Below are 25,422 nucleotides of genomic sequence, written 5' to 3'. Positions count from 1 at the left end.
GCTTTAGTTCAACATGGCCATCATTTCGATGGTCTTTTTTTATCCGAAACATCAAGTAGAACTCCGAAATCTATGGTGAAATGTTACACTTAAACTAACGCGGCAGGGTAGTTTAATAAAAATACTGTAATTATAAGAGTATTCAGATGTGAGGTGATATTAAATGAAAGGTTATCTATATGGGGTATATGCTCTAATAATAGCAATAGTTTCAATATTTACAGGGGAGATAGTAACATTTATTATGCTTGGATTTATTTTAATAAGCCTCCAAAATATTCATTCTTCCTTAAAAAAGATACTAGAAGTTAACCAGAAGAAAATTGACTAACGGGTGCTTTACTTCAAGAAGAGGTAAAGCATTTTTTCTTATTGAACTAACGCCGCAGTTTAGTTGAATAAGAGGTATTTCTGAAAGTTCAAATTTAACAATAATTCTTAGTTCGAGAACAACTTTTATATAATTCTTAATTTTTTGAAACCTTTATATTTTTAATCTGTATATACTTTAGATGGAGGAATTGTGATGAAAAAGCTGATGTTAATGTTGTTTTCAGTTTTACTTGCTTGTACTGATAATTCCAAGAATGATGAATTAAAAGCATATGTCTCAGATTTTGAATCAGGGTTTACAAATAAAGCTAATCAACTCATTGTTTTATTAGAAGAGGGAATAATGATTGAAAGTCATGTTCTGAGGGGAAGGAGTAACAAAAAAAGCAATATTGATAAAGTTCTTGAAAAAGAAAACATTCCACTTACCCAACAATTTAATAAAGTTTATAAAGACGCCACGATTAAGACAGATGGTTCTAAATACTATATAACTCTTGACGAAAATATTAAGTTAGAGTTTGATTCTGAGAAGAAGTAAACTGCAATATTCAACTAACAGTTGCTTTACTTCAAGAAGGAGTAAAGCCTTTTTCTTTATTCAACTAAAGCAGCAGTTTAGTTTAAGAAGGAGTCCTGAAGACGATTGGTGAAATAACTAATAAGTATATTCAGAAGGTGATTATTTTGATTGGGGTGAGTAACATAATTATTAGAAAGCTTGTTTCCGTGGTAATGGCTTGTGTCTTGGTTATGTTAAGTTTTTTCCTCACAGGACAGACAGTTCTTGCAATCATAGTAGGTATTTATCTATTTCCAATTCTTTTGATTTATGGAGTGCCAGCATCTATTCTCTCTGATTTCGTCACAAAAAAACTAATATCTTTTCCTAGAGTAATTATTGCATTAATAATGCACTTATTCCTAGCCGCTTTGTTTGTTGTAATCACAACTTTATTTTCAGGTAGCGAAATTTTCAACTTTTATTTCATTATTTCTCTTTTATCTTCATTTCTGTTCTACTGTATTGATGAGTTTCTTAGGTCTAAATTGGCTAAATATTTGCGTCAGAAGATTTTTTTGTCTAAAAGAGCTAAAGATTTATGTAAAAAGATTGGGGACTTGAGAATTTAGAAGTTGTATTATCTTGTTCAACTAACGGGTGCTTTATTTAAGAAGGAGTGAAGCATTTTCTTTTTGAACAAACGAAGCAGGTATTAAGGTGCTGATTTATTCGGCATCCTTTATAATAGAACTAAAAAGAGGTGTTTTCATGGAGACAGAAGATATGCTAAAAATGATTGAGAACTTAAATGATGAAGAGAAACAGAAGTTTTTAGATTTAATATTTGATGAATACTTTATTGGCGGTGGTGCTGTTAGACACACCATTGAAAATAACGAAACTGAGTGAAGCTTAGATGCTTGGCTCTTTTTTTACGTCTAAAACGTCAAGAGATTTCAGCGTTCCATTGTGAAATGTTACACTTAAACTTTCGCGGCAGTTTAGTTGAATAAGAAGGTATTTTTAAGAGTGTGTTGAAATAGGAATATTATCCAGAGTTATTCTGTAGTGTGCAAGTTAGTAAGAAAAGTCTTGTTTTTATTTAGATAGAGATAGGTTGGAGGGTGAGATTAGGAATGAAAGCTGTGTTTCTAGACCGGGATGGTACGATTGGTGGTACTGGAGGAGGAATACATCCATATGATTTTTCAATGTATAATTTTGCTCCTAAAGCTATAAAATCTCTAAATCAAGTAGGAGTAAAAGTTTTTCTTTTTACAAACCAAACTAGAGTAGGAAGAGGTTATTTTACAGAAGATGAATTGATAAAGGGATTTCAGATGATGATGGAAGAACTTGCTAAGCAATCTGCTTTTCTGGATGGTATTTACTACTGTCCACATAAGCCAGATGACGGATGTGAATGCCAAAAGCCAAATATCGGATTATTATTAAAAGCAAAAGAAATGCATAATTTAAACCTTGAAGAATGTTATGTTGTGGGTGATACGGGCGGTTCAGATATGCTAGCTGCAAACAAAGCAGGAACGAAAAAGGTATTAGTGAAAACAGGTTGGGGAGAAGGTTCACTGACTAAGTATCGGTATGAATGGCAAGAAGTTGAACCTGATTATATAGCGGATAATCTAGTAGATGCAGTAAGCTGGATTTTAAATGATTTAATAAAATAAAGAATAAACGCTTATTAAACTAACGGGTGCTTTAGTAAACAAGTGGCTGCCTGTAAGGGTAGCTTTTTCTTATTGAACTAACTCAGCAGGATTGTTGAAGAAGAAAAGGGGGAGTTTCTGATAGAATTAAAAGTAAAAAATAATTATATTTGGGTATATTTCATAATATTTTATGCCCTATGGTGTATCAGAGAATTATGGTTGGTTCAATATTTAGATTTGATGGACCCCGTTCCAAGAGCTATAACATCAGCCGCTATTAAAATAGTTATTTGGGTCATTCCTGTAATTTTATTAGTTAAAATTATGGAAAAAAGTAAACCGTTTTCCTATTTACAGTTACATCATAACTTTAGAAAAGGTCTAAGATGGACAGGTTGGGTATCCTTAGCCTTGATATTCTATTTTCTAATAAATCTTATCGTTTTAAAAAATAATATCGATTTTCAAATAGGATTTAACGGATGGCTTAATACTATTCTATTGGTTGGTATAACTGAGGAAATTGTCTTTAGAGGCTTTTTATTAAGAAAACTTATGGATTCTTTTAGATTCTGGATAGCAAATACAATTACAGCTTTACTCTTTGTATCGATTCATTTTCCTATTTGGTTTTATAAAGGTCTGTTTGAATTCCCTTATATTCTAAGTTCCATATTAACAGTTTTTGTGTTGGGTATTATATTTGGGTTTGTATATAAGAAAAGTAATTCTCTTTGGTCAGTAATTATTATTCATTCTTTGTATAATTTGTTAGTGTTACTCTTCTACTGACGGGTGCTTTAGTTCAACAAGTGGCTGCCTGTAAGGGTAGTTTTTTCTTATTAAACTAACGCAGCGGGTTAGTTTAATAAGAAGGAGAATATATAAATTGTAGCGAATAAATCTTGTATATTCGAAGTTGATTTTTGGAGGTAGTTTATGATTCCTATATTAAATAAAATCGGAACAGTTTTTATTCCTGTAAGTAATATTGAAGAAGCACGTAATTGGTATTGTGACATATTAGGGTTACCAGTAGATGGTGAGGTTTTATATGGTCATTTATATATAGTGCCTATGAATGGACCAGGAATTGTATTAGATAGCAAAATCTATTCAGAGGATAATATCTTCAAAACTCCACCTTTTCATTTAAACACTAATAATATAGAACAAGCATATGAGTATATGAGAGGTAAGAATGTCGAATTAACAACAGAAATTAAGCATAACCATTGGTTTAATTTTAAAGATCCTTATGGGAACCAATTGATGGTGTGCAAGTGTTGAACATTGTTCAACTAACGGGTGCTTAGTTAAACAAGACCATCATTTCGATTGAAAAACCAAGCACCCTTTGCCAACAATGACTTTAGGGTGCTTGGTTTTATAGGACCTGTTTTGGATTCTTTATTTACATTTGAATAAATTATAGAAAAAAGCAATTAAGGCAGTACATTTCCTGCAGCACGATAGATGCCATACCACTCCTCACGAGTAAGAAGGATATCACTTGCCTTACAGCAATCCTTAAAACGGCCTTCATTCATCGTACCGATAACCGGTTGCATGTTTGCTGGATGACGCAATAGCCACGCGATAGCGATGGTTGTGTTGCTTACTTCATATTTGTTCGCGACTTCATCAATCTTTTGATTCAATTCAGGAAACTTGTCATTACCTAGGAATACTCCCTCAAAGAGCCCGTATTGGAAAGGGGACCATGGCTGAATGGTAATATCGTTCAGTCTGCAATAATCAAGTATGCTACCATCTCTGTTCACAGCAGAATCATTTTTCATGTTCACATTAAATCCATTAGAGATCATGTTTGCATTGGTAATACTTAATTGAAGTTGATTAGCAACGATTGTTTGCTTCACCGACTTCTTAAGTAATTCGATCTGCATTGGATTCTGATTGGAAACACCAAAGTGACGAACTTTTCCTGAACTTTCAAGAATATCGAAAGCCTCCGCCACTTCTTCTGGTTCTACCAAAGTATCAGGACGGTGTAGCAGCAGAATATCTAGGTAATCTGTATTCAATCTCTTTAAGCTTCCGTCAACTGATTCTATAATATGTTCTTTTGAAAAGTCGAACATTCCTTCTCGAATACCGCACTTAGATTGTAAAATAATCTTTTCACGAATATCATCGTTCATATGGATGGCTTCAGCAAATATTTCCTCGCATGTTCCACTCCCATAAATATCAGCATGGTCGAAGAAATTTGCACCTAATTCAATCGCTGATTGGACAAAGTGCTCAGCCTCGGCCTTTTTCAGAGAATTAATGCGCATACAGCCGACTGAAACAACCGGCACCTCTAAAGTACTTTTTCCAAGTTTCATAGTCCTCATGTTATATCCTCCTTGATTGTAATTGTGTAATTTCATTTAATGAGTTTGAACTGTTCTTCCACGCTGTGGCAAAGGTAGATGTATACGACAAATGGGAAATTCTGCTTATGTATCCCTTATTGATTGTGACACACAGGTAAAGCGTTTTCAAGAAACTACTACGCAGTAATCTAGCGAAGGATTACTTCCCAGACCCAGAGACAGAAATACCAGTTCTGATTTTTTTATTCAACTAACGGGTACTTTAGTTAAACAAGCAGCCTGTACGGATAGCTTTTTCTTCTTAAACTAACACAGCAGTTTAGTTGAAGAAGATAGGGGAATAATTCAGTTGTCATAAATGCAGAGTATAGAATGACAAAAAGGATGGAAACTGACATATTGTATCCCTCAAAAACAAGACATGGTCCAATTTTATTGGCTCGGGAAACGGAGATTCAGAGTGGTATGTTGATATGGAAAACAGGCATTTTGATTCATTTTTGACGTTAGTATTATTTTTAGGTGTTGCGGTTTATGCGACACTTTTGACGATTTGGGCAATTATCAATGCTTATCATCATAGACGATTAAATGTTGGTTGGGTTCTTACTTTTGCTTTATTAAATGTTGTTGGTTATTTGATTTATGTATTAGTAGGAAAAAGGAAAGTAGTTGTACATTAATTCGATATCTTTAAAAGCAGAGAAAAAAGGGTTCTCTGCTTTTATATAAATATTTTTATAACGTTGGTGATATTATAGTAGGTCTGGTGATTTATTCTAAAGATGCTTATTGCACTAACGGGTGCTTTACTTCAAGAAGGGGTAAAGCATTTTTCTTATTGAACTAACGCTGCAGGTTAGTGGAAGAAAGGAGGGATATATAAACAGCTTATAGAATACTTATTGAGAATATTAGTTAAAAGGTGGTACAAAAATTGGGAGATAAAAAAGTGACAAAAAATAAAAAAATGCTAATATGGATAATTATTCCATTCGCCTATGGATTTGTATCCAACACCTTTATGCTGATAATGCCTCCATTTTTGACCCAACTTGTCTTTGCAGTCTTTTGGTTCTGGGTAGGGATGAGGTTTTCTTGTTTAAGTGGTAACAAATTGAATAGTTTCTTTACTGGTAATAGTATTTGGTTACTTTCATTTTTAATATATTTATGGCAATTTGTACTTTTGGATGATGAAAGCAGAAATTTGTTTTTAGCAGGTATTAGTCAATATTACACGCTATCATTTATTTGGTCGAGTGTTAAATTTTCATTATTGTTTACAGATATAATTCATGGAATAACTATAACAATTATTTCATACCTTTCAATGTTATTGGTGTTTACAATCGGTTTTTTTGTAGGAAAGATAAAAGTATAATTGTGAAAAGATGTACTTAAGCTATCGGGTGCTTTACTTCAAGAAGGAGTAAAGTATTTTTCTTATTGAACAAACGAAGCAGGTATTTAGGGTGATGATTTATTTGGCATCCTTTATAATAGAGCTTAAAAGAGGTGTTTTCATGGAGACAGAAGATATGCTAAAAATGATTGAGAACTTAAATGATGAAGAGAAACAGAAGTTTTTAGATTTAATATTTGATGAATACTTTATTGGCGGTGGTGCTTTTAGACACACCGTTGAAAATAACGAGACTGAGTGAAGCTTAGATGCTTTGCTCTTTTTTTACGTCTAAAACGTCAAGAGATTTCGGCGCTCCATTGTGAAATGTTACACTTAAACTAACGGTGCAGGTTAATGCAAAATGGAACAAATGTAAGCAAGGATGCCGTAAAAAAGTTGCCAAAACCATTAGAAACAAAGGGGAAAAGTAAAATTAAAAGAAACGAGGGATGGTTCAAGCATATTATTCGAGTTTTGACAATTATTCTTTTATCGTCTTCAAACTAATTTTTCTCCCTCATTACTTAGCTTTCCAAAATAGCGACTTCCGATAATGTTACGTTATGTGAACAAGAACTTGAATAAGATATACATCATACTTTTGTTTAATTAGAATATAATGGTAGTAAAAAATATTGGAGGGGTTTTTTATGAAGTTAGTAGGACAACAAATTTATCTTCGATTTTACAAAACTTCTGACGCCAGCGAGTTAGCTAACTTACATACTAGAAATCGCGAATTTTTTCAACGAGTTAGTCCATTACTCCCAGAAGATTTTTATACAGAAGAACGTCAAAAAATACGCATCGAACAGTCATTAAAAAAGACAGATGAAGGGCATTTATATGCCTTTGGAATCTTTTTAAAAGCAACTGATATACTTATCGGAGACATTTCATTAACTCAAATTGCTAGGGGAGACCTCCAAAGCTGTTATACTGGATTTACTTTAGATAAGGAGTATAATGGAAAGGGCTATACAACAGAAGCTCTTCAACTTATTGTAGACTTTGCTTTTAGAGAATTAAAATTACATAGAATTGAAGCAGGAGCTATGCCTGATAACATAGCATCTATTCGGGTATTAGAAAAGGCAGGGTTTAAAAAAGAAGGTATAGCTAAAGAAAATCTAAAGATTAATGGCAAATGGACAGATCATCAAATATTAGGTATCATCAACAGCTTGGATGTGTAAGTTCATTTCTCTTCCGATAATATTATGCAGACTAAACACAGTCTCGTGCAAGACTGCTTTGTACATTTTTAAAAATTTTACCACCTTTACTTTTGAAAAGTACGTAGCGGTACAATTGTATATTGTACGAGAATTTTGTAATTATCTAAGGAGTTGCTTGGCAACTCTCTTTTTTTGATGTTAATAAATGCACTTAGACTAATGGGGACCATTAGTTAAAGGTCATGGGGTTGGCTTAGGAAACTCTTTTTTCTTATTGAACTAACGCGGCAGTTTAGTTGAAGATTCGCTTTCTGAAATAATCAATCTTTTTCAAATATTACAATCAGAAATGAACAAATGAAAACAATTACGACACCTAAAAAAGCTAAAAGAAGAGAAAAAATTTGATCGTGTATTAAGAAAGCAGTGCATGCTAACGTGGTAGCTTAGCTATAGAGAAACTTAGCTAAAATTAATGGATAAATACAAATTGAAACAGAAATAGGGTATCTCGCACAATTCTGCTATTATATGCATGAAATCTAAACGTCTAAAAGAGCTCAAATTACACATTAAATTGTGCTCATTTATAGTTGTTATTTAATTATTTCTGCCTCTTAAACTACTACGGTGAACCGTATCATAAGTAAATGCGATTTTTTGATAATATAAGTACCAAGTCAATTATTTTAGACTTGGTACTTTTTTAATCTCGATAATAAATTGTGGTTTCAATTCCTCTAACTTCTAACCTTACAACAACTGTAAGAGTTAATTAATATTTATTTATTGTATGGTATTACTATAGAGAAGATACATGGGAGGAAATCATATGAATATTTCAGATAAACTACTTCAAGTTAAGGAAGTGTATAAGACATATGGTGAGGGACAAAGTGAAACTGTTGCGTTGAAGGGTGTTTCCTTTGATGTTCTACCAGGAGAGTTTCTTGGAATCATGGGAGCAAGTGGTTCGGGCAAGACAACATTGCTTAATTCCATTGCAACTATGCTAAAACCAACAGCAGGACAAATCTTGTTGGAGGGTAAGAATATATCTTCATTTAGAGGATCACAATTAGCGAAATACAGAGGAAGTAAGATAGGGTACTTATTTCAAGAGTTTGAATTGATTGATAACTTAACTGCTAAAGAGAATATTATTTTACCGTTGTCAATACATGGAGTAAATCCTAAAGAGCAAGAGAAACAACTTCAAAAATTAGTGAAACAATTTGGTATTGAGAGTGTTTTGAATAAATTTCCGTCTCAAATGTCAGGAGGTCAGAAGCAGAGAGTTGCTGCAGCAAGGGCATTGATTTCAAATCCAAGCATTGTATTAGCAGACGAGCCAACGGGAGCCTTGGATACAAAAAATGCAAAAACCTTGATGGATAAATTATATGCTAACAATCAGGAAGAAGGGTCCACAATTTTGATGGTTACGCATGATGCAAATGCAGCTAGCTATTGTTCTAGAATTTTATTTATCCAAGATGGTGTAATTTTTCATGAGCTTCGAAAGAAAGTGCCTGGAGAAACCCAAAATGCTTTTTATGAGCGAATCCTGACGGTTTTGGCGCAGTTGGGAGGGGGGAGCAGCAATGTTCTTTGATTATATTAAGCGGAATAGTCGTAAAGTTCGAAAAGAAAATGGAGTTTACTTTGCCTCACTCGTCATTTCTATTGTAGCTTTTTATGTCATCCTGTCACTTGGTGAGCAAGATGTAATCGTATATCTCAAAACCGTTGAAAGTAATGCGGTAGAGAGGCTATTGTTAATGATTCCGATACTTTATGCGGTCTCACTGTTCTTCGTATTTTTCTTAGTTTATTTTGCAAATAGATACCAACTACAACAACGTAGTCATGAATTTGGCATGTATTTAATGATGGGAATGAAGCAAAGCAAGCTGTTCGTCATGATTATGGGAGAAACATTGTGGAATGGTTTAGTTGCTCTATGCATTGGTGTTCCCATTTCGTTATTTTTAACAGAGCTAATTAGCTTGGCAACTTCAAGGCTTATTGGTATGGGTATTATTGGTCACGAGTTTCGAATCTCCTGGGTGGGGCTAGGATTAACGGTATTTGGTTTTATTGTCGTCCAATTATTGGCTGTGTTTATTCTTAGCTTTAGAATGAGCCGGAAGGAACCAATAGATTTACTAAATGATCAAAAGGAAAAATCGCAACGAGTACTTTCACCTGTGTGGAGCATGGTTAGTATACTGAGTGGAGCAGTATTACTCCTTGGGGCAATTTTTCTATGCGTAGCTTATGGATTGGCAGTATTATATTTGCGTAGCCTTGATTATAGGATATTTGCGTTAATACTGATTATAGGAATCTGTGGAACTTTCATCTTGTTTCGTGGATTGGGAAGTTTAATTGGAGCATGGGTAAAACGTAAAAGCAGTTCTTCTACCGGTTTATTTGTATTTACAGCAAGACAACTTCAAGAGAATGTTTTGCATCAATGGGGTTCTCTTGCCATTTCATCACTGTTAATTTTAATGGCGATGGTTTGTTTTGCTTTTGGAACTTCTACTGCTTTAAATAATAGTGCTACATCTAGTAGAACTGTCGACTTTACGTTTAAAGGAACAGAAGAAGAAATTATTTCTGCACTAACCTCTGATAAATTGACGCCCTATGTAAACAGCTATAACGTTATGGAACTGGGAAATTTTTCGCCTATTGATTCAGAGACTTCTGAAAATACAGCTGCACGTACTTGGTCAGGATTAGAAGAAGCCATCTCCAAAGAGAAAGATTCAGAAGAAAAAGAAAATTTATTAAGGAATTTATCTATGAATGATAGTCCTTATTTCATTTCACTTTCTAGTTATAATACAATACTAACATCTATCAACAAAGCTTCTATTATATTGGAAGACGATGAAGTTGCAATGTACTCTGATGAAGAATATTCATATTCTTATGATATATTAAGAACAGCATTGCAGAATAATCCAACAATTAGTATAGGAGAAAAACAATATGAATTAATGTCGACACTGTATACAAGCAATGTCGTTGCAGATAGAGCGATTACTCTCTCATATGCATTAATTGTACCTGATGCTATTTATGACAGCTTCATTGGAAGGTCTCAAGATCCATGGCTATGGAATATGACCCTAAATGCTGAATTTATTGAGGAAAAAGGCTTAATGCAGGCGATGTATGAAGTAGATCAGTTGATGAATACATCCGGTTTAGAATATGAAAGTTATCTTTCTAGCATGGGAAGACAGTTGTTTTATACAGTGGCAGGAAGCTATACGACATTTTATCTAGGCATTATGTTTCTTATTATTGCAAATACGGTATTGGGCATAAACTTTCTTATGCAACAACGAAGTACGAGACATAGATATAGTACAGTAGCTATGCTAGGAGCAAATATTGAATCACTCTGTTCATCAGCAAGGAAACAAATTTGGTTATACTTTGGTTTAGTTATTTCGGTATCATTAGTCAGCAGTGTTTTTGGTATTTGGTCCTTGTTGACTGCATTCCCTTCAACGACACTGAGCATAGAAAATAGTATGGTGGTAGCAATTATTCTTATTGTGTTTATCGTTTTTGAACTTTGTTATATATGGATGATTCAACGAAAGAGTGATGAAGAAATAAAGAAATTAAAAGAGATTGAGTAGGAGTGAAATCATGGCAAAGATCGTCATTGTTGAGGACGACGTTTACCTACGTGAAGAGTTAGAAAGTATTTTAGAAAAAGAGGGATATTCTGCAGAGAGTATCTCTTCTTTTGATACGCCATTGGAAGATATTATTTCAGCTTCTCCATCGCTAATTATATTAGATTTAAATTTGCCAAACCTATCTGGATTCCAAATTTGCCGATCCTTAAAGGCTAGAGGAAAAGGTCCCATTTTAGTTCTAACCTCACGCAATCAACTTCGTGATGAGCTACATGCATTGGAATTAGGGGCAGATGATTATTTAACGAAACCCTGTCATCCGAAACGGCTAATTGCTAGAATTCAAAAACTGCAGCACCTATATGCAAATATGCATATTCTTTTAGATGCCGGCGATTTTCAGCTAGATGAGAAGGCAAATGTATTGTATGTTGGCAAGAATTCTATTTCATTATCAGAGAATGAAGGAATGATTATGAAGGCCTTGATAAAAGCTGTACCTTCAGTGGTGAAAAAAGAAGAGTTATTTAACCAGTTATGGGGAAGTAGCGAATATGTGGATGAGAACATATTGCAAGTGAATATGACTAGATTACGTAAGACGCTTGATGAAGTTGGATTGTCAAATCGAATCAAGACTGTCAGAGGAATTGGTTACCAATTAACAGGAGGTTCCTACCAATGAAGCCAAGGGATTGGCTAACTATGCTAAAGCTATCACGTGCTTGGATATTACTTTTTTGTATAAATAGTGCTTTTTTTATTTTTCTGGCTTGGGTAGCGTATCCTGAAACATTCGAGCTTTTAGTTGGTATGATGATTATTTTTTCAGCTGCTAGTATTGTCTTGGGCATATTACTTGTTAGGAAAAGTCAGATGAAGAAAGACAAAGCATTTTATAATTTTCTTAGAGAACCATCACCGGAGCAGGAATGTGTATTGATAGAATCTATTGGTGAAATACATACAGAAAAGGTGAATTATCTAGCAAATAAATTACGGATGCTAAATGACCAGTTAGATGAGGTTAAATTACAGTCACTTGATTATGAAGAATTTATTGAAAGTTGGGTTCATGAGATAAAGACACCTATTTCTTTATTAACCTTTGTTTTACAAAATCGCAAAGAAGAAATATCAGAATTAGTGTATCAAAGACTTGAGCATGCAAGAATTAATATCAATGATAATGTCGAACGGATACTATTTTATGCAAGATTACAGGCAGCGCATGTTGATTATAAACTAGAGAGAGTCTCGCTCAATCTCTGTTGTGAAGATGTACTGTTGGAACTTCAGTCATTACTGGAAGAAAAAGAAGTTAAAGTTATTTCTAAGATGAAAGATGTGCCAATAGTGTCAGATGAAAATGCGTTCCAGTTTATTTTCACGCAAATACTTGTTAATGCAGTTAAATACTCTAATGAAAAAATTGATAGCTTTATCTGGTTAAAAACTGGTTTTGATAGCGTAAAAAATCGGTATTATTTAAGGATATCTGATAATGGTATCGGGGTGCTTAGCTCTGATCTTCCTTTCATTTTTGATAAAGGATTTACAGGAGATAATCCTAACAGAAAACAGTCTACTGGAATAGGACTGTATCTTGTAAAGAAATTATGTGATGAATTGCAGATTGGAATTGAAGTTGAGTCTAAGTATGGGGAGGAATTTGTCATTCAATTTCTATTTCCGAAAATTGAAGATTGATAGACATTAAATCATTTAATTTTAGATATTGTGAAATGTTACACTTAAACTAACGGGGCAGTTTAGTTGAAGAAGAAATTTTTGCCTATTGTAGAGAAATATTATATGAAACAAATTCAATATCTCGTGATAGGAATGCAAATAAATATAGGAGAATGAGTGTTTATGATAAAAGAAATTCTTAGATTATATGAACGGGATGAATCAATTCATAATTTATATGTGTCAATATCAAATAGAGAAATATTTAGTTCCCAGGATAAGAAAAGTTCTCATTTAATAAATATTCGTTCAATGACCAAAAGCATCGTATCACTTTTAATTGGGATTGCAATAAAAAAAGAATTTATAAAGTCTCTTGAAACTCCGATTAATTACTTCCTACCTGGTGCTCCTAGTCATATATCTATAAGAGAATTACTTACAATGAGTTCGGGTTTCGATATTGATGACAAAGATTTATATGGACTGGTTGTAAATAGTAATGATTGGGTAAGGGACATCTTAAATCTTCCAATAGCAGGAAGAGGTGCGTTTAGATATAAAGGAGTTGATTATCACCTCCTATCTGCAATTATTAGTAAATCAACAGGCTTAACGTTGTCCAATTTTGCTCAGACAAACCTCTTTTCACCACTCGAAATAATAGATGTTGAATGGGAAAGTGACCCTCAAGGTATAACTGTCGGGAGTACAGGCTTAAAGATTTCGTTTGAAAGTTTAATAAAAATATCTCAAATACTTGTTAATAATGGTTTAGAAAATACCAATGAAATAATTCCTAATGATTGGATAAATGTGTCTACTACAAATGGCATCCCAACAAATTTAAATTACGGTGATTATGGATTTGGATGGTGGATAAAAACGTATAAAGATAATGAAGTTTATCGTGCTTTAGGTTCAGGCGGTCAACAATTTCTCATATATCCCAAGAAAAGGATTTCAATTATTGTAACTGCTAATCCAAAAAAATTTGATCACTTAAAAAGTGAAGCTATATCAAATCAGATTCTCGACATAATTACTTAAAAGATCATCGCTTTAGTTAACCAGACCATCATTTTGAACTGCACCCCAATTGTTAGACACCATCTAACAATTGGGGTGCAGTTCATTTCTAGGGTCTTTTTTTATGTCCAGAACATCTATTAGATATCGGCAATCCATTGTGAAATGTTACACTTTAACTAACGCAGCAGGTTAGTTTAATAAGAAAAAATGGATTATTTGTAAATACAAGTTAATTTTTGTGGTAAAATATTTATTCAAAAACTTATATGGAGGAAAAATTATGAAAATAACTCAGCAATGGAATCAAGAAGACAGTGATTATATTCGTAAAAAGGTAATTGAACACAATCTTTCTAAACTACCAGATGAAGTAAAACACCCAGTCAAAAACATTAGCTTTATCCTTAGAAATGAAGGGGAGAAAATTTTAGGTGGCATTACAGGAACGATTTTTTGGTATAACTTACATATTGATTTCTTATGGGTGGATGAATCTCTTAGAGGTAAAGGGTATGGAAGACAGTTATTAGATAATATAGAGGAAATCGCAAGAGAGAATAGATGCAATCTCATTCAACTAGATACATTTAGCTTTCAAGCCCCAAATTTCTATCAAAAATATGGTTATGAAGTAGTTGGTGTAATAGAAGAACATCCTAATAAAGGTAATCAACAGTATTACCTTTCAAAAAAACTTACTTATTGAGATATCTTGTTCAACTAACGGGTGCTTTACTTCAAGAAGGAGTAAAGCACCCGTTAGTTGAAGTAATGCAACAGGTTAGTATAACAAAGTTATTGTACTAAAAGGGGGAGAATGGTTGATTAAAAGGAAAGCTATAACTTTTTTCTTTGCAACAATTTTGTCGATTACTTTCATCTTAATTTTTATTTTCGGCGAATGGGAAAGACCATTTGAATTGATACCTATGATTGGGATTTATAGCTTACTATTTTCACCGATTATATTAATTTATGGTGTTCCTGTAACTTTTTTATCTGATTATTTATCCAAACGATTCAAAGGATATAAAAGAGTGATTTTAGCACTACTAATTCATTTGTTTTTTGGTATGTCTTTTGCATTTGTCTATGGCATAATCTTTGAATCAAGTGATTTCTTTTCAAACTTTAATAACTATTGGGTAGGAGAAGGGGAACTAAATTTTATTGCTGGAATTATGACTTCATTTTTCTTTTGGGCGGTGGATGAAGTCCTAAGACGTATCCGACCCGAATAAAAAATTTTCTTCTTCCACTAACGGGTGCTTTAGTTAAACAAGAGCATCAATATTTTGATGGTCTATTTTTATGTAGAATGTGAAATGTTACACTTAAACTAACGAAGCAGTTTAGTTGAATAAGAAGGGTTTTAGGGAATGGTGTTGAATAAGTTAATATATGTAAATTATTGAACAAAAGAGGTGTTTTACTTCAAGTCTGGGTTGGCACTTTTTTATTGAACTAACGCAGCAGGTTAGTTCAACAAGCACCTAAGCATTTTTTCGAATTATAGAATACACTTTAGAATTATTTTAGGAGGGAATATTGTGTTTATTGTTAATGTAGAAGGTGCAATTTACAAAAGTGAAAAATGGTTGTTAATAAGACGTAGCGAAAAAGAAGAACACGCTGGAGGTTCACTGTCTCTTGTTGGTGGAAAGGTAGAAAAAGAAGGAACCTCATCAGACATTTTAGAAAAGACACTAAAAAGAGAAATCACTGAAGAAGTGGGTATAGAGGTTTCAAATCTTCGGTATGTTAATAGCTCATCATTCGTTACTGATTCAGGCATAAATGTGGTTGACATTGTTTTTCTTTGCGACCACGAATCAGGCGAAGCATTTGCTAAGAGTCCTGATGAAGTTGACGAGGTTATTTGGATGACTACCCAGCAAATTCTAAATAATTCTAATTTACCTATTTATTTAAAGGAAAATATTAAACTTGCTGAAAAACTGGTAAACAATAATACAGTAGTTATTTCGTAGAAAGTAAATTTTGAGAGACTCACTTGTTCAACTAACGAGTGCTTTAGTCAACCACAATCCGGCGCTTTCCCGGAAAACTAGGAAAGTGTCTTTGTCATTATAGGACATGGTGTTATGGAACGCTGCATTCAATAGGAGGCATTGTTATGGAAATATACTGGGTTAACGGACAATATCAAGAAGATGAACGGATTTTTGATTCTCAGTTTGAAGTTTATGAATGGACGGACTCATTATATCAAGATTTCTCAAATGGCTTTTTGAGAAAAGAAAATATCGGTTATGCAACTCCTGATGTAAAGGTAATTGATTGTTTAACGGAACTAATACCACAATGGGCGGGATACACGAATGTAAATGTTACAATGCATAGAGATAAGATTGAGGTAGAAGGTAAAGATATATATAGAATTTGGACATCGTATTGTTGATAAAGTTATTCCACAATCGGGCGCGATTGTGGAAGATTATTTTTCTGTTTCTTCTTCAACTAACGGGTGCTTTAGTAAAAACAAATCGCTGCCTGTGAGGGGAGCTTTTTCTAATTGAACTAACGCCGCAGTTTAGTTGAATAAGGAGTATAGTTCGAGGTGTAAAATGATAAGTAAACTCAAAAAAGCACAAGGAAATTTTATAATTTCCTTGTGCTTTTTTGTTGGGAAAATTAATTTGATGAATAGCTAATTATATCTTGTTGTAATCCCTTTAAGAACACTTGACTTGCAGGCGATAATGCTTGGTTTTTCTTCCAAACAAGATTTAAATTTGCTGTCAATGGCGGGGCTAATGGTACAAATTGAAGCGTTTGATTTGATGATGTATCAATAAGTTGATCTAAACTTAAAGCATAACCCAATCCTTCTTCAACCATAAGTGCAGCATTAAAAATAAGATTATAGGTTGCAACAATTGGATTCTGACTAATACTTCGGCCAAGCCAACCAGAAAGTTGATTATCAACAATACTTTGACGAGAAACAAGAAGTGGCTGATCAACTATATCACTCGGGTAAATGACATCTTTATGCGCAAGTGGACTATCGGATCTCATCAGAAGCCCCCATCGATCTTGATAGGGTAGTTTAATGAAATCATATTGATTTTTATCGGTAGGGTCGATTAATAATCCAAAGTCGAGTAAGCCGTTTTCTAATCGTTCAGAAACATCATCTGCATTACCACTGTAAAGGTGAAAGATAATATTGGGATACTTAGATTGCAGTTTGTTAAAAGTCTTCGCAATAATGCGCATCCCTTCAGTCTCACCACAACCAATTGCAATTTGACCCTGAATATCTTCGGAGTATTCGCTTAGATTATGTTCAGTTCGATCAACTAAATCAATAATTTCTTTCGCTTTTTGTAGTAAATAGTGACCTGATTCTGTGAGTATAATCTCACGATTACCTCGTATAAATAAAGTAGTTTTTAATTGTTCTTCTAATTCTTTAAGCTGACGAGAAAGAGTCGGTTGTGTTAAATGTAGCGATTCAGCCGCTTTTGAAATATTGCGCTCATTGGCTAAAGTAATAAAATAGCGTAACACTCTTAATTCCATAATAACCTCCTTATCCTATATATGCTCAATAGGCATACGAACATATTTGATATAGGTATTTGGTTTGTTAATCATATCATTTTATAATTTAAATAGAAAAGTGAAAATATTTAAAGGTGGTTTTTGCAAATGGAAATTAAAGATAAAGTAATTATTATTATGGGTGTGTCAAGTGGCATTGGTGAAGCTACTGCAAGACTTTTGGCTAAAGAAGGAGCTAAATTAGTATTGGCAGCTCGTAGAGAGGAAAAATTAAAAGAAATTGCAACCTCTTTCCCTAATGCACAAATTGTCTATAAAAAGGCGGATGTATCAAATTATGATGATGTACAACAAGTCGTTGATTTGGCTATTTCTAAGTATGATAAAGTGGATGTTCTTTTTAATAATGCGGGAATCATGCCAACAGCGCCATTAATTGAGACAAGACGTGATGAATGGAAAGAAATGTTAGATATTAATGTAATGGGAGTTCTAAATGGGATCTCAGCTGTACTTCCTAAAATGGTTGAACAGAAGTCTGGTCATATTATCTCGACTGATTCAGTAGCTGGTCATGTTGTCTACCCAGATTCTGCTGTTTATTGCGGTACAAAGTTTGCAGTACGAGCAATTATGGAAGGATTAAGACAAGAACAACGGGAAAATAATATCAAATCGACAATTATATCGCCAGGTGCGGTTCAAACTGAACTTTATAAAACAATTAGTGATAAAAAAGTTTCACTTGAACTCCATGAAGCACAAAAAGAATGGGGACTATCTGCAGAAGATATCGCTCAAGCAGTTGCTTATGTAATTAATACACCTGACAGAGTATCAGTTAGCGATATGATTATTCGTCCAACAAAACAAGTCGTATAAATAAGTGGTCAAAAAAGATAGGGGTTTTTAAAAATGGACATGAATGATTTTATAGAGTTTTGTAAGGTAGGTAATCCGATTTCAGGTGAGGATAAAGCATTACATGGGCTATTAACTCAACGTAGTTATGAAGCCCAAAAGATAACAATGAAATTGAATACATCCTATCATTCCAGAGAAGAAATAGTTGATATTTTTAGTGAACTAACAGGTAAAAAAGTTGATGCTTCTTTTATGTGTTTTCCACCATTTCATACAGATTTCGGTATGAATATTACCATTGGAAAAAACGTGTTTTTTAACACAGGGTGTTCTTTCCAGGATAGGGGTGGAATTAGTATAGGAGACGGTTCAATGATAGGCATGAATGTCGTGATCGCAACACTTAATCATGGGTTAGATTTAGTGACAAGAAACACAACATTTCCCTCTCCGGTTGTAATTGGGAAGAATGTATGGATTGGATCAAACGCAACAATATTACCTGGTGTGACGATTGGAAACAACTCTGTTGTTGCAGCAGGGGCAGTTGTTACTAAAGATGTTCCGGAAGATACTGTTGTTGCAGGCGTTCCAGCTAAATTTATGAAGAAGATATAATTAATGAAGAAGATAGGAATTGCTTTAATTATTTTAACTATCGTATCCTTATTTTTCTTTTTCATATTTCCTTTTGGTCAAAATGAACTTTCATCTACTATGGAGGAGGAATCACAAATACTTACTGAGGATTTAGAGAAAAAAATACGATTTGAATTTGCTGACAAAGAGATTTTGGTATTGCTTGAAAACAATAATTCTGCCAGTGCTTTTTATGAACGCCTACCTTTAGAATTTGAATTCAAAGATTACGCGCATACAGAAAAAGTAACAGACTTATTAGACCCCTTACCTAAGCTAGAAGGTAATTTTGGATATGATCCGAATCTTGGAGATTTTGCCTACTATGCTCCATGGGAGGGACTAGTACTTTATTATAAGGATTTCCGATACTCTTCTGGGCTTATTAAGTTAGGCGAAATTGTCGAGGGATTAGACAATCTAAAAGATATGGAAGGAATAGTCTTGGTATCAAAAGTGGACTAACTCTTGTAGATATTTAACTTCTTATGATTTGAAGTATGGTGTTAGATAAAAAGGAAATTTTATAATGATTCTCCATTTGTGAAATATTATACTTAAACTAACGGAGTGCTTTACTTCAAGAAGGGGTAAAGCCTTTTTTCTTATTGAACTAACGCAGCAGTTTAGTTTAAGTAGCAGATTTTTAAAAAAAGAAGAAGAAGTACTTGTTAAAGGGAATTATAAGTAGGTTTATTAGAGGAAATTGTAATGAGAAAGGGAGATTCAAATGAATTTAAAGCATTTTCTTTCTGCTGTTTCGGTAGCGTTTGCGGTTATTCTGTTTAGACTAATTGATGAATATCTAATCGACATTCCTACTTTAATAGGTGCATTAATGGTAGCTCTCTTTGCAGCGGTAGTTATCAAAGTTATTCAATCTATATCAACATTAGATAGAGAACTAAAGAAACCTACTTATTTGACTTTATGGATAATGGCTTTTGTCTGTATATTAGGCTCTTTTTGTTTCTTTGATTTGTAATAATAGAACTCAGTATGCAGTACTTCTGTAACTAACGGGTGCTTTAGTTAAATATTCGATTTCCGAAATAATTAATATAAAATTACTGCGTATTTTAAATTTGAACCATAACATTAAGAAATGGGTTACTAACTATAATGTAAAAACCTTAAAGTACGATTGGATGGGTTACCAACTATAATGTCACTGGACAGTTGTGAAATTGGCGCTACTTCATTAATGGAGGGATTTGTTAGTGGAATTACACATTTAGTATAAATGTACAGTACATTTTAGTTAGTACCTTGAATTTTATAAAACCCACGCATTTATTAGGAAAGAGTAAACACCTTATAGATTGATTCTATAAGGTGTTTATGAAATGTTACTTAGTTGATGATTTTAGTACCGGTATTTGATGTATATAAAGTGATACCATATCTAGAAGCGACTTCTACCCAAGGTGGAAAGTACATTGTATAACCTACATCAACTTTACTTCCATTTACTGGTGAAGTAAGGGTGCTACTTATACCTCGCTTACTCAACACTCCTATAAGTTGATTATTGCCATTAATTACTGCTGCACCACTATCTCCTCAACCTGATATTAAACCTTGAGAAGGATCTTTTTTTACTCTTACAACTAATTCTCCCCATTCGTCTCTAAAGCTTTCAGAATCTACTTTACCGCATGTACCCAGTTGTTGCACTAGATTTACAAACAATAGAATTCTTAGGATATAGTGAAGACTGGCCAACTAATTTTTTATCATAAGCTGGATCACTACTTAATTGATTTTGATAATATCCATTAGTTGCTATTTTGCTAGTTCTTCAATAAGGAAGTTGTAGAAGAGCATTAATTATTGAAAGTGAAACCAAAATGCGATATATTGGTTTTATGGAAAAAGATATTATAAAACCAATTAAACGTTTGTCATTTAGAGATGAAGTGTATCAAACTTTACAAAAGTCGATTATTAACTTGGAATTACAACCAGAAGAACGCTTAAATGACAAAGAATTAGCAGAGAAGTTTGGAATTAGTCGTACCCCTGTTAGGGAAGCACTAAAACGCCTGGAAGACGAAGGACTTGTTGAGTCACTTCCAGGGTCATCTACTCGTGTAGCACCATTAAAATTAAAGGAGGCGAAACATGCTTTTACTGTTGTAGCAGCTTTACATGCTTTAGCTGCTCGCCTTGCAAGTCCTTTATTGAAGGAAATGGATATTGAAGAATTAGAATTTAGCAATAAGACTTTGAAATTTGCCATTGAAAAAGGTGAAGCAATTAAAGCAATTGAAGCAGATGGAAATTTTCATAAGGTTTTCCTAGACGTGGCTGGGAACCCTGAAATTACATTTGCATTGGAACGTAGCGTACCTAAAATTCAACGATTAGAGATTTCACAATTCACTACACTTAAAGGGTTAAATTCGGTTGAACAGCACAATCGAATTATATCAGCTTGTAAAAATCAAGAATATGAAAAAATTGTTCGTCTTGTAGAAGAAAACTGGCTAAGTCTTGGCGTGATGTTAACACAACAAACGGAACCGAGGTGAGTTCAGTTGAAATCAATTTTAATCGGTATTTGTGCAGCCTTCTTTTTTGCCTTTACATTTGTTCTTAATGCATCTATGGAGTTGTCTGGTGGTAGTTGGATTTGGAGTGCTTCGCTCCGATTTATCTTTATGGTCCCATTTCTTTTGTGTATTGTCATCATGAGAAAAAATCTAAGACCACTCTTAAACGAAATGAGAAAACAACCAGGAAAATGGATGTTATGGAGCTTTGTTGGTTTCGGGTTATTCTATGCTCCGTTATGTTTTGCCTCTGCATATTCACCTGGATGGCTGATCGCTGGTACATGGCAAATTACGATTATTTCAGGTGCATTACTAACACCGTTATTTTTTGAAACGATACACACAAAGAATGGTCCATTACAGATAAGAGGGAAAATTCCCTTTAGAGGTCTTATCATGTCATTGATCATTCTTTTAGGTATTGTTCTCATGCAAATGGACCATGCAAAGCAATTTTCTTTAGAAAATCTATTATTGGGAGTTGTCCCTATTCTAGTTGCATCATTTGCCTATCCCTTAGGAAATCGTAAAATGATGGATGTATGTGAAGGGCGTTTAGATGCTTATCAACGGGTGTTAGGAATGACACTAGCAAGTCTTCCTTTCTGGTTTTTACTTTCCTTGTATGGCTTGTTTACCGTCGGGTTACCGAGTGGAGGGCAAAGTCTTCAATCGTTATTGGTGGCACTTTTTTCAGGAGTCATTGCGACTATCTTATTTTTCATGGCAACAGATATAGTAAGAGGAAATATGCAAAAGTTAGCTGCTGTTGAAGCAACTCAATCAATGGAAGTGCTTTTTGCATTAGCTGGGGAACTACTATTTCTATCGATACCACTTCCTTCTCCATTATCTTGGTTAGGTATCGTTATCGTCATTCTTGGCATGATTTTGCATAGTTATGTTTCAAATAGAAGAGTGGAAAAGTATTTTTTAAATAGTCAGTGAATCTTTAAATCATCTTTCTCTTACCCGGTTTTATCTTTTTGTTACGGGCAATTTCAAAGTTAATTCAAGTGAGTATAATTATATGATTGTCACACCAACGGCTCAAGAGTGGTAAAAATAACCTGATTTGGTGTCATGGCTCCCTCCTGTTGCAAGTAGGGGGTCTTTATTTGTACATATCCTAATCAGACGTTGTAAATATTATTACATAAAGGTGATAACGATGAATCTTGATATAGACACATTATTAATTATTGTAGTATTTAGTTTCGTAGCTGCCTTCATTGACTCAGTTGTAGGCAAGAGCCAATATCCAAGAAAGTATTAACGCATTTATCTTTCTATCTTTTTTTTTTTTACGAAGAAATAAATAACGTTCTTTAACTCCCATGAAAATTAAAAAACGCTTGATATCTATAAAACTGCATAAAAAAAGAGACTCAGAAAAGCTTTTTTAAAAAAAGGCTGAGCCTTCAGAATGTTTATATTGAGTTTTGAGTTAAAATGTAAATCAAGAATCAACTCCATTCTTTATAGGTAGGATTAATCTCCCATGAGTGCTACTCGTATTGAGTGCGACAGTCTGTGATGCACCGTGATCGTTGGAGTCAGACTAACGGATGGGCTCTATGGCACCATAGTTCATCGACCTTCTTCGCCAGCCATACTCATCTATACCCGTTCTGATCCAATTATCATCCTCTGTGGTGCAGCGTTTTTTGCTGCATGTATGGCTAACGGGTGCTTTAGTTAAACAAGTGGCTGCCTGTAAGGGTACCTTTTTCTTATTGAACTAACGCAGCAGGTTAGTTTAATAAGAAATGATAAAATAACTCTAAATATATAAGCACTTAACTTATAAAATAGACCACATAAACTTGTTTCGGAAAGCGATCATACCAATTGGTTTTATTTTTAAAAAAGTGATTCAAAACTGAACAACTTACTATTTCATGTATTTTTAATTAAAGCCTAATGGTCAATAAGTTATTCGAATTGCTTTTTTATTTAATGTATGACAGTATAGAGTTCAAAAAACTTATTATCCAAACAAGAAATGAACTTTAGAGATTGAAGGGATATGCCACAATGGATCATAACATAACCGTATTAATCTGTGACGATAATGTCGCTGTACATGAAAGTATCAATGCTTATTTACAAGCTGAAGGTATGAAAAGTGTATCTGCTTACGACGGAGAGATGGCACTCAAGCTCCTTAAAGAAAACAACTTTGATCTAGTGGTACTTGATATCATGATGCCCGGTCTTTTTGGGACCGAAGTATGTAAGGAAATACGCAAAACCAGTGATATCCCTATCCTTATGCTTAGCGCAAGAAGCGAAGAAGTGGACCGGATTGTCGGACTTGAAATCGGTGCTGATGACTATATAACAAAGCCCTTTTCTCCGCGCGAGATAGTAGTAAGGATCAAAACTATACTAAAACGGGTGCAACCGAAAAAAGAAAATCCCCACTATTTAAAAGCAGGAAATTTGTCCATTGATATTGACGGATATGAAGTTCTGATCAACAATCAAGAAATTGAATTTACTGCAAAAGAGGTGGAGTTATTGGTATTTCTAGTCAAAAACACAGGGAAAGTGGTCAACCGTGAGGAATTACTGTACAAAGTTTGGGGATATGATTATATCGGAGACACACGTGCAGTCGATACGCTGATCAAACGAATCCGTAAAAAAATCGCTAAAGCTTCTCCCGGTTTTTCCATAAAGTCCGTCTACGGTGTCGGGTATAAATTTGAGGTATGTGTATGAAGCGGTTATTTTCAAGCAAGCTGTGGATTGCATTTGTCATCTTAGCGATCTTTATTTCAGGTCAGCTGTTGGGGGCTTTTGCAATCAAACATTACTTTACCCAATCCAAGATCGAAGAACTTCAGCCGCCTCTCACGTTGATTGGAGAAGAGGTTGCGGATGGTGAAAAAATAAGCAGAACCGATGATTTTTTAATAATGGCATATGATGTACATGGAAAGGAAATCGATGTCTACAATGATGAACCTGCTTCAAAATCTTCTTCTGATGCGAAAGTAAATAAGGAATTAACCTCGTACTTGCCGAAAATCATCAGTGGCAAAACCGCAGTTGAAATCCAAGAAGTACCGGGGTATTCTGCGCAAGCGATTATGATCGGGCAACCACTAGTCCATGACAACAAAGTGACAGGTGGTATCTATTTGTTAAAAGAGGCACGCGCTTATCAAGCTGCTCTTAATGGTTTTTACCTTGTTTTCTTCGTGAGTTTGGCGATTGGAACCGTCATCATCCTGGTTTTTCTTGCGATGTTTATCAAAGAGAAAAATCACCTTGAACAAATGCGCAAAGACTATGTCGCCAATATTAGCCATGAACTTAAAACGCCGCTGGCATCAATCAAAGCTTTGACAGAGACACTGTCGGACCATGTTGTCACCGACCAGGAAAAAATCGACCAATACTACAGCATCATCTTGAGGGAAAGCGTTCGCTTGGAAAAACTCATTTCTGATTTGCTGGAATTATCTAGGCTGCAATACAAAAAAACGGCATTTACTAAATCGATGGTGAACACAAAAGAGGTCATCACTAAGGTTACAGAGCCTTTTGCTATTTTGGCAGACGACATGGATTTACAATTTCACATCACTGAACGAGCGAAAAGTTTGCCCGCGACCTATTCAAATGAAGATCGCATCACACAAGTGCTTACCATTTTGCTAGATAACGCGTTTAAATTCACTCCGGAACATGGCAAAGTGACGATCGATGCCAAAACGGCAGCGCGTAAAGTGGAAATTATGATAATGGATAACGGTCCGGGTATTTCTAAGGAAGTTCTTCCGCACATATTCGGGCGGTTTAACAAGGAAGACTTATCGCATACCAGTACAGGCAGTGGCCTCGGGCTTTCCATTGCGCTCGAAATCATGGAGCAACTTGGGGAGAAAATTAGTGTGAAAAGCCAGGCCAATGCAGGAACCACATTTGCTATCACCTTAAAAAGAGCATAAAATTTTTGGCAGAAAAACGTTCGTTTTACCCCGT

29 protein-coding genes are annotated in these 25,422 nt (G+C 34.3%); 26 read left to right on the top strand and 3 right to left on the bottom strand.

Features of this window, described 5'->3' with window-relative positions:
- Positions 1-526: 526 nt before the first annotated feature.
- The 5 genes from KD050_RS01050 to KD050_RS01030 all read left to right on the top strand — a co-directional run bounded on the left by KD050_RS01050 (position 527) and on the right by KD050_RS01030 (position 3,801).
- A complete protein-coding gene (locus KD050_RS01050) occupies positions 527-874 on the top strand; it encodes a hypothetical protein (RefSeq protein ID WP_211894437.1) in 348 nt (115 codons plus the stop codon).
- A gap of 732 nt (positions 875-1,606) precedes the next feature.
- Positions 1,607-1,747 (top strand): hypothetical protein, encoded by a 141-nt coding sequence (locus tag KD050_RS01045; protein ID WP_211893779.1) that lies wholly within the window; start codon positions 1,607-1,609, stop codon positions 1,745-1,747.
- Positions 1,748-1,974: 227 nt separating this feature from the next.
- Complete coding sequence (locus KD050_RS01040) at positions 1,975-2,529, top strand: D-glycero-alpha-D-manno-heptose-1,7-bisphosphate 7-phosphatase (RefSeq protein WP_211894436.1); 555 nt, start codon at positions 1,975-1,977, stop codon at positions 2,527-2,529.
- Between the two features lie 201 nt (positions 2,530-2,730).
- A complete protein-coding gene (locus KD050_RS01035) occupies positions 2,731-3,303 on the top strand; it encodes a CPBP family intramembrane glutamic endopeptidase (RefSeq protein WP_211894435.1) in 573 nt (190 codons plus the stop codon).
- A 147-nt stretch (positions 3,304-3,450) separates the two neighbouring features.
- Positions 3,451-3,801: a VOC family protein gene (locus tag KD050_RS01030; RefSeq protein ID WP_211894434.1), complete on the top strand. Its 351-nt coding sequence runs from the start codon at positions 3,451-3,453 to the stop codon at positions 3,799-3,801.
- Positions 3,802-3,956: 155 nt separating this feature from the next.
- On the opposite strand, the gene KD050_RS01025 is transcribed toward KD050_RS01030, so the two are convergent.
- Complete coding sequence (locus KD050_RS01025; RefSeq protein WP_211894433.1) at positions 3,957-4,874, bottom strand: aldo/keto reductase; 918 nt, start codon at positions 4,872-4,874, stop codon at positions 3,957-3,959.
- Between the two features lie 455 nt (positions 4,875-5,329).
- On the opposite strand from KD050_RS01025, the gene KD050_RS01020 reads away from it, so the two are divergent.
- The 13 genes from KD050_RS01020 (at position 5,330) to KD050_RS00960 (ending at position 16,256) form a co-directional block, all read left to right on the top strand.
- On the top strand, positions 5,330-5,539 hold the full coding sequence (locus KD050_RS01020) for a hypothetical protein (RefSeq protein ID WP_211894432.1): 210 nt from the start codon (positions 5,330-5,332) through the stop codon (positions 5,537-5,539).
- 269 nt (positions 5,540-5,808) lie between these two features.
- Complete coding sequence (locus KD050_RS01015) at positions 5,809-6,240, top strand: hypothetical protein (RefSeq protein ID WP_211894431.1); 432 nt, start codon at positions 5,809-5,811, stop codon at positions 6,238-6,240.
- Between the two features lie 142 nt (positions 6,241-6,382).
- Positions 6,383-6,523, top strand: coding sequence for a hypothetical protein (locus tag KD050_RS01010; protein WP_211894430.1), 141 nt, complete (start codon positions 6,383-6,385; stop codon positions 6,521-6,523).
- A gap of 391 nt (positions 6,524-6,914) precedes the next feature.
- On the top strand, positions 6,915-7,460 hold the full coding sequence (locus KD050_RS01005; RefSeq protein ID WP_211894429.1) for a GNAT family N-acetyltransferase: 546 nt from the start codon (positions 6,915-6,917) through the stop codon (positions 7,458-7,460).
- An 814-nt stretch (positions 7,461-8,274) separates the two neighbouring features.
- On the top strand, positions 8,275-9,057 hold the full coding sequence (locus KD050_RS01000) for an ABC transporter ATP-binding protein (RefSeq protein WP_211894428.1): 783 nt from the start codon (positions 8,275-8,277) through the stop codon (positions 9,055-9,057).
- Positions 9,047-11,107, top strand: coding sequence for an ABC transporter permease (locus KD050_RS00995; RefSeq protein ID WP_211894427.1), 2,061 nt, complete (start codon positions 9,047-9,049; stop codon positions 11,105-11,107). Before KD050_RS01000 ends, KD050_RS00995 begins: the two co-directional genes overlap by 11 nt.
- A 10-nt stretch (positions 11,108-11,117) precedes the next feature.
- A complete protein-coding gene (locus KD050_RS00990; RefSeq protein WP_211894426.1) occupies positions 11,118-11,795 on the top strand; it encodes a response regulator transcription factor in 678 nt (225 codons plus the stop codon).
- A complete protein-coding gene (locus KD050_RS00985) occupies positions 11,792-12,820 on the top strand; it encodes a sensor histidine kinase (protein ID WP_211894425.1) in 1,029 nt (342 codons plus the stop codon). Before KD050_RS00990 ends, KD050_RS00985 begins: the two co-directional genes overlap by 4 nt.
- Positions 12,821-12,985: 165 nt before the next feature.
- Positions 12,986-13,852, top strand: coding sequence for a serine hydrolase domain-containing protein (locus tag KD050_RS00980; protein ID WP_211894424.1), 867 nt, complete (start codon positions 12,986-12,988; stop codon positions 13,850-13,852).
- 262 nt (positions 13,853-14,114) lie between these two features.
- On the top strand, positions 14,115-14,540 hold the full coding sequence (locus tag KD050_RS00975; protein ID WP_211894423.1) for a GNAT family N-acetyltransferase: 426 nt from the start codon (positions 14,115-14,117) through the stop codon (positions 14,538-14,540).
- A gap of 115 nt (positions 14,541-14,655) precedes the next feature.
- Positions 14,656-15,075: a hypothetical protein gene (locus tag KD050_RS00970; RefSeq protein ID WP_211894422.1), complete on the top strand. Its 420-nt coding sequence runs from the start codon at positions 14,656-14,658 to the stop codon at positions 15,073-15,075.
- Between the two features lie 309 nt (positions 15,076-15,384).
- The gene (locus KD050_RS00965; RefSeq protein ID WP_211894421.1) at positions 15,385-15,825 is read left to right on the top strand and encodes an NUDIX hydrolase; all 441 of its coding nucleotides are present in this window, start codon (positions 15,385-15,387) and stop codon (positions 15,823-15,825) included.
- 146 nt (positions 15,826-15,971) lie between these two features.
- The gene (locus KD050_RS00960; RefSeq protein ID WP_211894420.1) at positions 15,972-16,256 is read left to right on the top strand and encodes a hypothetical protein; all 285 of its coding nucleotides are present in this window, start codon (positions 15,972-15,974) and stop codon (positions 16,254-16,256) included.
- Positions 16,257-16,489: 233 nt separating this feature from the next.
- On the opposite strand, the gene KD050_RS00955 is transcribed toward KD050_RS00960, so the two are convergent.
- A complete protein-coding gene (locus KD050_RS00955) occupies positions 16,490-17,383 on the bottom strand; it encodes a LysR family transcriptional regulator (RefSeq protein WP_211894419.1) in 894 nt (297 codons plus the stop codon).
- A gap of 129 nt (positions 17,384-17,512) precedes the next feature.
- Between KD050_RS00955 and KD050_RS00950 the strand changes: the two genes are divergently transcribed.
- The 4 genes from KD050_RS00950 (at position 17,513) to KD050_RS00935 (ending at position 19,853) form a co-directional block, all read left to right on the top strand.
- A complete protein-coding gene (locus KD050_RS00950; protein ID WP_211894418.1) occupies positions 17,513-18,247 on the top strand; it encodes an SDR family oxidoreductase in 735 nt (244 codons plus the stop codon).
- A 33-nt stretch (positions 18,248-18,280) separates the two neighbouring features.
- Positions 18,281-18,847 carry a sugar O-acetyltransferase gene (locus KD050_RS00945; RefSeq protein ID WP_211894417.1) on the top strand — a complete coding sequence of 189 codons (567 nt, stop codon included), beginning with the start codon at positions 18,281-18,283 and terminating at the stop codon, positions 18,845-18,847.
- A gap of 3 nt (positions 18,848-18,850) precedes the next feature.
- On the top strand, positions 18,851-19,333 hold the full coding sequence (locus KD050_RS00940; protein WP_211894416.1) for a cyclophilin-like fold protein: 483 nt from the start codon (positions 18,851-18,853) through the stop codon (positions 19,331-19,333).
- A gap of 265 nt (positions 19,334-19,598) precedes the next feature.
- Positions 19,599-19,853 carry a hypothetical protein gene (locus tag KD050_RS00935; RefSeq protein WP_211894415.1) on the top strand — a complete coding sequence of 85 codons (255 nt, stop codon included), beginning with the start codon at positions 19,599-19,601 and terminating at the stop codon, positions 19,851-19,853.
- A gap of 368 nt (positions 19,854-20,221) precedes the next feature.
- Here KD050_RS00935 and KD050_RS00930 read toward each other — a convergent pair whose 3' ends face one another.
- On the bottom strand, positions 20,222-20,380 hold the full coding sequence (locus KD050_RS00930; RefSeq protein WP_211894414.1) for a hypothetical protein: 159 nt from the start codon (positions 20,378-20,380) through the stop codon (positions 20,222-20,224).
- 356 nt (positions 20,381-20,736) lie between these two features.
- Here KD050_RS00930 and KD050_RS00925 point away from each other — a divergent pair, with 356 nt between their 5' ends.
- The 4 genes from KD050_RS00925 to KD050_RS00910 all read left to right on the top strand — a co-directional run bounded on the left by KD050_RS00925 (position 20,737) and on the right by KD050_RS00910 (position 25,388).
- Positions 20,737-21,402: a GntR family transcriptional regulator gene (locus tag KD050_RS00925; RefSeq protein WP_211896161.1), complete on the top strand. Its 666-nt coding sequence runs from the start codon at positions 20,737-20,739 to the stop codon at positions 21,400-21,402.
- A gap of 6 nt (positions 21,403-21,408) precedes the next feature.
- On the top strand, positions 21,409-22,374 hold the full coding sequence (locus tag KD050_RS00920; RefSeq protein WP_211894413.1) for a DMT family transporter: 966 nt from the start codon (positions 21,409-21,411) through the stop codon (positions 22,372-22,374).
- 1,089 nt (positions 22,375-23,463) lie between these two features.
- Complete coding sequence (locus KD050_RS00915; RefSeq protein ID WP_211894412.1) at positions 23,464-24,153, top strand: response regulator transcription factor; 690 nt, start codon at positions 23,464-23,466, stop codon at positions 24,151-24,153.
- The gene (locus tag KD050_RS00910) at positions 24,150-25,388 is read left to right on the top strand and encodes a sensor histidine kinase (RefSeq protein ID WP_211894411.1); all 1,239 of its coding nucleotides are present in this window, start codon (positions 24,150-24,152) and stop codon (positions 25,386-25,388) included. Before KD050_RS00915 ends, KD050_RS00910 begins: the two co-directional genes overlap by 4 nt.
- Positions 25,389-25,422: the final 34 nt, after the last annotated feature.

This window comes from Psychrobacillus sp. INOP01 (genome assembly GCF_018140925.1).
Lineage (GTDB): Bacteria > Bacillota > Bacilli > Bacillales_A > Planococcaceae > Psychrobacillus.
The sequence above is the reverse complement of the archived record's forward strand: the minus strand, read 5'-3'. Positions and strand labels throughout refer to the sequence as shown.